At 57.7% G+C, this 7321-nt stretch carries 1 protein-coding gene; it reads left to right on the top strand.

The annotated features are described in order from the left end of the window. The first annotated feature begins 93 nt into the window (after positions 1-93). Entirely contained in the window at positions 94-6603 is a 6510-nt protein-coding gene (locus tag QMX93_RS19605) for an NEL-type E3 ubiquitin ligase domain-containing protein (RefSeq protein ID WP_282357679.1), read from the top strand. The last annotated feature ends 718 nt before the right edge of the window (positions 6604-7321 follow it).

Here is a 7321-nt window from a genome sequence, read left to right on the forward strand (position 1 = left end):
CTGACAAAAGTGACGGCATATATATATGTACCGCCATCGCCAGCGCCGCCGGTGATGAACTGACGTCTCATTTACAAGCCGTCAGGATTTCAGATGCGAGCACTCCTATCGGGCCGGCAAGAGGGCCTGCACACGCCATTCGTTAAACACAAACTGCAACAAAGGTTGCGTCACTTCAGTCGTGCAAATATCCAGCAGCTGGATCAGGCAAGAACACCCGGAGGTTTGCCCGAAGGGGCGATGCCTGAGTGGTTTGAAGCGCTGACCGAGGTGCAACGGCAAATCGTGCGCGACACTCAGCAACGCAGCCGCACGTCCAGTCAAAATCTGGCGAAAACCCTAAAAGGGCTCAAGGGTGTCGTCGAATTTGCGCAACCCTTGCTCGAAGACGCGCTGCTTGAAAAGTTTGGCATCAAGGTCGATACGGCCAATACCTGGCTTTACACCGAGCTTTACCGCGACAGGCTCATCACCGATCAAAACCTGCTGCAATTGGCATTACGAAATTTTGCCGACGAGCAGCCCTTCGCTGAAACAGACATCATCGCGGAACAGGGGGAGAGGGCGCCCATCGTTGATGAAAATGACGGACCTTATGGCTGGTATTACCCCAAATTCGGCCACTCCCAGTGCTACAGAATCAAGAAGCTGGCGATCAAACCCGGCGAATTTGCACTGTTATGCCGCGAGCTGGATATCGGCAAGCAATATCAGCAGCATTTGGCGGCGATATTTGATGCGGCCGACACCGCTGCGACGGTCAAAGCACAGACCATCGAAGCGTGGAAAGAAAGCCTGAGAGCCCATGCGCACATTGCTCGCCTGAAGTCGCTGCTGAGCCCGACCGCCTACCTGGCAGTGCTCGGCGTACTCAACGAAGAGCCGGCGACGACGCTGGACGACGAACCCGTTGTGTTTAGCCAGTTGCATGTTCTGGGCCTGCCTGCCAGCGAAATGTTCGTACTTGGCGCGAATCGGCGTAAACAGAAAAAAATTGACCTGAGCTTGAGCAATCCCGGCACCAACCTGTTCAGCGTTCTCGGTTATACCGACTCTCGAGTCATCGTCTGCATACCGGGCGACCCGGTGGCGCCAATCAAAGAGTACGCCTCGCTCAGGGCATTCGAGAGGGATCTCGCGTTGCGCCTGCGAGACGCCGCTTATCAGCGTTCGTTTCTACGTCTCTTCCCGCATGGCGACGCTGGCAGGTTTCTCGGCAGCGTTCAGTCAGCGTTGCAAACGCTGAAGTGGGATCCAGATGCACCACACCGTGAACAAACGTTGTTCGGGCATTTCGACGGGATCTATCAACGGGTTTATCGAGACGACCCGGTGCTGGACCTGGCGGAAAGTTTTTTTGCCGAGAATTTGTTCGACGAGTTGTACACCCGCCACCAGACGCGCCTGAAAGAATCCTCCGCGCAATTGGCGGTACCGACTGCCACCGTCGACCATGACGCCTGGTATGCGCGGTTGGCGCACTATGCCGAATGGGGCTTGAACATACTGAACGTCGCAGCGTTCTTTATTCCAGGGCTGGGCGAAGTGATGATGGCCGTGATGGCCGTACAATTAACGCTGGACGTCTACCACGGAGCGCAGGCCTGGAGCATTGGCGACAGTGATCAGGCATGGAGTTATCTCAGCGCTGTCGCAGCCAATCTGGCGTTTATGGCCGTGCTCGGCGCGGCCGCAAGCAGAGTGCCGAAAATCCTCTCGACGCCGTTTGTCGACGGGATGGTCAAAGTCAAACTGCCGTTCGGTGACGAGCAACTCTGGCGGCCGGGTATTGCGCAGTACAGAAGCTCGGTTGTGTTGCCGTCCACGCTCGAACCCAATTCATTTGGGCAATATGCAGTGGGTAGCAGAACGTTTATCCGCCTTGAGGACGAGGTGTATGAACAAACTTTTGACTCGACCCTCGGCCGCTGGCGCCTCAAGCATCCGAGCGACCCGAATGCTTATCAGCCAGCGCTGCGTTCCAATGGCCAGGGCGCCTGGCGACACGATTTCGAGCGCCCGCTGCAATGGGATCGGACGACGCTGCTGAGACGGCTGGGCCACGTAACCGATGGGCTGGATACGGCAGCGTTGGAGAACATCGCGCGAATCAGTGGGGTCGACGACAGCGTGCTGCGCAAAATGCACATCGACCACCAATCCATGCCCTCGGTCTTGTCCGATACTTTGCGCCAGTTTCGCAATGGTGTTCCCGTCGAAACGGCGCTGACGCCTGAAATCAAACAACTGCAAGGCACCTTTCCGAGTCTGTCGAATGACGCCGCACAAGAGGTGTTGAGCGCCGCGACGGTTCAGGAACGCCGGCTGATCGAACGTAGCGGACGGCTACCGGTGAGTCTCTTGCTCAAGGCGCGCACTCGCGCCAGAGTCGGGCGAATGAACCGGGCGCTGGCGGGCATGCAGCAGCCAGGCCTGGCGTCTTTCGACAGTCAGCGTCTGGCCCTGCGGGCTTTGGAGAAACAATCAGGCTGGCCGCAATCATTGCGTCTGGAGGTACGTCAACACGACTGCACCGGCAAGATCCTTGCGAGTATCGGCAACGATTCGGCCGAAGACGTCAAATACCTGGTCACCGAGGGTGGTCAACACCACCAGACCGGGCAATTTCAAGCCTTCGACAGCCAGGGCAATGCGTTAAACAGTGTGCCGCAGCAGGGCGACAACTTTCATCAGTCGTTGATGCACGCTTTGCCGGACGATGCACGTATAAGGCTCGGGCTGCCGAACGTGGGGCAGAGCGCCGAGTTGCAAAGCCTGCTGAGCCAATATGCGCAGAGGCATCGCAATCAAATGTTCGAAACATTATTTCCGAACGCACCCGGTCGACGCTTCAAGTCGCCGACACGCCTGGTTGATGGTCGCATTGGCTACCCGTTGAGCGGTCGTGGGGCGAGTGCAATGGTCAACCTATCGTTGACCTCAAGGGTGCGCGACCTCTACCCCGACTTTTCAGATGAGTCGGCGCAGATGATGATCCATCATCTGCTGCTCGGTGGAAGTACCGAGACGCAAATTGTGCATTTGCTCAACCTGCGCGCCATGGAGTACGAGACGCTTGCCATTCAACTAGAGCAGTGGAGCGCCGAGGGGGGCGCATCGTTGGCCCGTCAACAAACGGCGCAAATGGTCAAGGACGCCTGGCGGCTGCGGGGGCTGGTCGATGTCCCGGCCGGGATCCATCTGGATTGGGGGAACGCCGGCGTGTTGCCAGAGCTGACGGCACATTTCCCTCACGTGAGCAGTGTGCAATTGAGTGTCGACAGTTTGCTCAGTCAAAGCAGCGAATCGTTGATGCGGCAGTTTCCTAACATCCGTTCACTTGAGCTGTATGTGTGGGATCCCCTGCAGTCGGCACGGCTGGCCGAGAAGCTCAAAATGCTCCCCGGTATTCGTGAGTTGTTGCTGGGGGGGAATCTCGGTAGCGAGTTCAGTGAGGCGGCGCAGTCGCTGGTGAATGTCATGCCGCAGTTGGAAAGTCTGACGTTGCGCGGAATATCCAGTGCGCTGGATGTCAGCCAATTGCCCCGACTGCGCGCATTGAATGTGGCGGGTACTCTCGAGCGTTGGCCCAAAGGCATTCTGGAGTTGCCCGGGCTTGAACAAGTGAACCTGCGACACGCCAACATCAAGGCGTTGCCTGCCGAGCTGTACGCAGGTCACGAAAAGCTGTGGCGCGGGCTGGATCTCAACTGGGCCAGGCTCGACGCTGAACAGTTCGTCAAAGCCTATGAATACGTACGAGACAACCCTGCGCACGTGCTGGACAGCGAACAGATACTCGAGCGTTACAGTCGCGACTCACTGCAGATTGCGATGGATTGCGGCAGCGATCTTTCCGCCGCCGCGCTTAGACAAATCAAGGCGCGAGGGCTGTCGGGCCGGGCGGTACTCGATCACATCAATGCTTTGCGCCAGGATCTGCAAATGCTGTCCGGGCAACTGACCGACTGGCAGGAACGGTTGGCCATCGTCAACGGCCGGACTGTCGATCTGAATGCCCGACGGAACGCTGCTCGACTGATTCGCGAATCCTGGCGTGAGGGCTTGCGCCAACGCTTCGGCCTGGCTGGGGACGCCTCTGTAAATGCCGAGCCGCGACCGGGATCATCCACCTCGCTCCCCTTGCCGGTTGTTGCGCCTGACAACGTGTTGATACTGGACTTGTCAGGGGCAGCACTGGGTGACCTGCCTGATTTATCCGCGTTGGCCACCACGGATTTTTCCCACGTATTGGCGCTCAAGTTGTCGGAAGTCGTGGCCCCGGTTGATGCTTTGAATCAATTTCTGCCGCACTTCAGCGAGCTTCGGACGCTGGATCTGAGCCGCAATCAGCTGTTCGATTTGCCGTCGACACTCAAACAACTGCCAAAGCTGAAAGACCTGGGGCTGCAGCACAATTATCTGACCATCACACCCTCGCTACAGGCACGTTTGAACGGATTGTCAGGTCTGGAAACCCTCGATTTGCGCTACAACCGCGTCGAGTCGCTGAACGTTACGACTTTACGAGGGCTGAAGCGTTTGCGTCTGGGCCACACCGCGCTTGCTGCTTGGCCCGAGGGCGTATTGGAGTTGCCTGCGCTGACCCGGCTGGAGCTGAACAACAGCGCAGTCGTGAATGTACCCGAGGCCGTGTTCAGCGGGCATGACCAGCTCCAGGTCGATCTGGGAGGATGTCGACTGACGACCAAGGCCCGACACGATCTGCTGGCCAAGAGTCATGAATTTGCGCCAATGGGCATTTCCAGAACTGACTTGCGTGAGGGTTTCACCTTGGGCGGCCCCGCGTATTTTCCGCCCTTGGTCAGCCAGTTTCCGGAGCTGTTGTTGCCGCTGAGAGTGGAGTCTGCAGAGCAGTTGGCGAGAATGACGGCCAAGGCACGCCTGCAAAGGCTTGACCCGGATCTGCGCGACTCCGAGGCGTTGCAGGCGGTTGATGATCTGTCACTGAGTCACGGGGCTGGAGCGTTGTTCGCCCGGATGGATCATTGGGACATGCAGTTTCAGACGTTGACCGAATCCCTGAACCAATGGATCACTCAGCCGCCGTTTCAGTTGCGGGAAATGAGTCTGCCGCTCTGGGTCAGCGCTGTGGAACGGCGCAAAGCCGCCGATCAGATACTGGCGTGCTGGCGGCAGAATCTGCGGGGATTACCTGCGGCCGAGCGGGGTAGCGCCGGTTTGACCCTTGATCTGTCCGAGAACCCCTTAGGCGATTTGCCGACGCTGGCAGGGGATTTCTCTCATGTCGGTACATTGAAACTGAACAAGGTTTTTATTAGCGAGCAGGGCCTGGACGGTTTTCTCGGGGCATTCCAAGGCATCCATACATTGGAGCTAAACAGCAATCTTCTGGCGAACCTGCCCGCACCTGTTTTTGCGATCAACGACCTCAAGCACCTGTCGGCCTCGGGAAACCAGTTGAGATCGACGCCACAACTGACAACGCAACTTGCGACGTTGACTCAGTTGCAGTCGCTGGATCTGTCGCACAACTGGCTGGAATCGCTGGACGTCAGTCCACTCGCCCAGCTTGGGGCACTCAATCTGCAAACCAATCGTCTGGTAGCGTGGCCTGAAGGAGTGCTCGAACTGCCTTCGCTCACAACGCTGAATCTGCGAGACAACATGCTCGAAGCCGTCCCCCATGCATTGATGAGTGAGCGCTACAGCCGATTGAGGGCCGGCGTGGATTTATCGAGCAATGACAGTCTGAGCGGCCAAAGCCTGATCATGCTGCGCAACGATATTAACCCCGGTGAAACCATCATGGGCTGGTCTGCCGAAGAGCTCGACGAGGTGCTGGACAGTGAGGAGGCTGACAGCATTTTCGGCAGTGATACGTCGCCGCTCAGTGATGAAGAGGTGGATGTCGGCCATGTCACCGGTGACGAGGCGCGTCAGCGCTGGATTGATCCAGCGTCAAATGACGCTCAGGAACTGACACGAATCTGGCGCGATTTTGAGCAGCAGCCTGACAGTGCGGCATTCTTCAATCTGCTCGACCGCATGGAAGGCACCAAGGACTTTGCACTGCGGCGCACTGACCTCACACGCCGCGTACATCGCGTGTTGAAAGCCGCCGACAGCGATGAAAGCTTGAGGCGCACGGTCTTTGCGATGGCGCAATCGGCGCAGACCTGCGGTGACGGGCGCATCCTGTTGTTTAGCGATATTGAGGTGAAGGTTTTCGAGTTCGATACCGTCAAATCCACGCCTCTCAATCAACAGGACAGTGTGCTGTTCAAACTGGGTAGAAAACTGTTTCGCCTCGGCCGAATTGAAAAAATTGCCGATCGCGATGTGCTGCGACGCCAGGCACGAGGGGGCAGGCCGGATCCGGCGGAAGTGCGGCTGGCGTATCGGATTGGTCTGGGTGACAGGCTGGATCTGCCGGGGCAGCCGAAAGACATGCTCTACAGTGGCAACGTCAGCGCCGGCACACTGGACACCGCTTACGCCGAAGTGATTGCGGCCGAGCAGTCGGCTGACTTCGTGGAGGATCTGGTCACGCGCGATTACTGGATCGCCCAATTGAAGCGCAAATACCCAGGGCGATTCGCCGTTTTGAAGGATAAATAGGCGCACATTCAGGGCGAGCTTGAAGATCGTTATACAGAGATAACCGAGGCGTACCTGGCAGAAGTCGGGGCGCTGGAGGTGGAATTCAAAACCCAGGAAACCGGGTTGCTGCTTGAGCTGACCAACACTGAACGGCAACAGTTCAGCGTGTAAGAGGGGGGGCTTGAACCCTAGGTAGGCAGACGCTCTACCGAGGGTTTGTTCAAGGCGCTGTGATCAGATGTCGTAGCCCAGATTTGGCGCCAGCCAACACTCGGTCACGCTCAGTTCCCGACTGGATCGTCCATAAATCCCTCGTCTGTCGTGTGTGCCAGAAAAGCATAACCAACCCTTTGGAGAACACTGCAAAACGAACTGTGGGAGCGAGCCTGCTCGCGAAGAGGCCATCGGCTTCAACATAAGTGTTGGCTGATAGACCGCTTTCGCGAGCAAGCTCGCTCCCACAGGGGATGTTGCGTCAGGGCTGGATCAGATGTCATAGCCCAGATTCGGCGCCAGCCAACGCTCGGTCACGCTCAGTTCCTGGCTGGATCGTCCATAAATCCCTCGTCTGCCGTGTGTGTCAGACAAGCATAGACAACCCTTTGGAGAACACTGCAAAACGAACTGTGGGAGCGAGCCTGCTCGCGAAGGCGTCATGTCAGTCAACATCAATGTTGAATAATCGACCGCTTTCGCGAGCAGGCTCGCTCCCACAGGCGATCTGCGTCAGGGCGGG

The organism is Pseudomonas sp. PS01303 (assembly GCF_029959385.1).
GTDB lineage: Bacteria > Pseudomonadota > Gammaproteobacteria > Pseudomonadales > Pseudomonadaceae > Aquipseudomonas > Aquipseudomonas rustica.

Bases quoted from the DNA above. Each gene is read 5' to 3' on its own strand.
- QMX93_RS19605 (WP_282357679.1), top strand. From the start codon at position 94: ATGCGAGCACTCCTATCGGGCCGGCAAGAGGGCCTGCACACGCCATTC.